Source organism: Sutterella parvirubra YIT 11816 (genome assembly GCF_000250875.1).
Classification (GTDB): Bacteria; Pseudomonadota; Gammaproteobacteria; order Burkholderiales; family Burkholderiaceae_F; genus Sutterella; species Sutterella parvirubra.
Map to the genome: position 1 here is coordinate 6837 of NZ_JH604959.1, position 1088 is coordinate 7924.

Below are 1088 nucleotides of genomic sequence, written 5' to 3' on the forward strand. Positions count from 1 at the left end.
CGGCCGCCGCGGTGCTCGCCGCGGGCGCGCTCGACTTCGACGGCGCGGTGCTCCTGCAGATCGCGGGCGACGGCCCGGTGAAGCTCCTGGTCGCCGAAGTGAAGCGCGACCTCACCTTCCGCATCTCGGTCCGTCTGCGCGACGACGCCGATCCGGCGGCTGTTGCGGATGACGCCGACATGAAGGCGCTCGTCAACCAGTCGGGGCGCGGGCGCTGCGCGCTCATTCTCGACCCGAAGGACCGCGCCCCCGGCCAGCAGCCCTATCAGGGCGTGGTGGCCTTGGAAGGGAGCACCTTCGCCGAAGCCTTCGAAGCGTATTTCCGCGATTCCGCGCAGCTCGACACCAAGATCAAGCTCGCCGCGGGCGACGACGCCGCGGGCGGGATCATGCTCCAGCGCATGCCGACCGAAGGCGGGAAGACCCCTGAGAACTACGACCCCGAAGGTTGGAACCGCATCGCGATGTTCGCGGACACGGTGAAGACGGAAGAGCTCCTCACGCTCGCCGCCGGTGAAGTGAACCGCCGCCTCTTCTGGGAGGAGAGCCCCTTGGTCACGATGGAAAAGGTTCCGGCCTTCTCCTGCCGCTGCTCCGACGAGGCCGTCCGCGCGATGCTCAAAAACCTCGGCGAAGAGGAGCTCCGCGCGATCATCGCGTCCGAAGGCAAGATTGAAGTCACCTGCGACTTCTGCGGTCAGACCCGCACGTACGACGACGTCGACGTGACCGAACTCTTCAAGCCGGTCGAGAAGGCTGAAGCCTGAGCGACACGCTGAGCCACAACGAACATCGGGCCGGTTTCCGAGGAGGAAACCGGCCCGAATGCTATGGGACTCTATGAGGATGGGCCTTTGCCGCCGACCTACTCGCGACGGTCGCGCGCCTTGGGGGCGCGCTGGTTCTTCGGCGCGTAGTAGAGGTCGCTCTTCTTCGGCTCAAAGGTCGGCTGCGCGCCCGCCGCGATGTCGGGTGCGCGGAAGTCGGGCATCCCCTCGCGGGTGAGCCCGCCCTTGGCGGCGCCGGGGGCTTCGAGCCGGAAGAGGACTTCGTTCTCGCGGATCATCGAGAGCTGCCGGCGGGCGCGC

At 67.6% G+C, this 1088-nt stretch carries 1 protein-coding gene and 1 pseudogene; one reads left to right on the top strand and one right to left on the bottom strand.

All coding sequences use genetic code 11. From position 1 onward, the window contains the following. On the top strand, positions 1-767 hold a 767-nt coding region (hslO, locus tag HMPREF9440_RS05325), incomplete at its 5' end, for an Hsp33 family molecular chaperone HslO (RefSeq protein ID WP_008542218.1). Between the two features lie 98 nt (positions 768-865). Here the strand turns inward: hslO and HMPREF9440_RS11920 are convergent. Then, positions 866-1088, bottom strand: a pseudogene (locus HMPREF9440_RS11920) (septum formation initiator family protein); the annotation flags it as partial.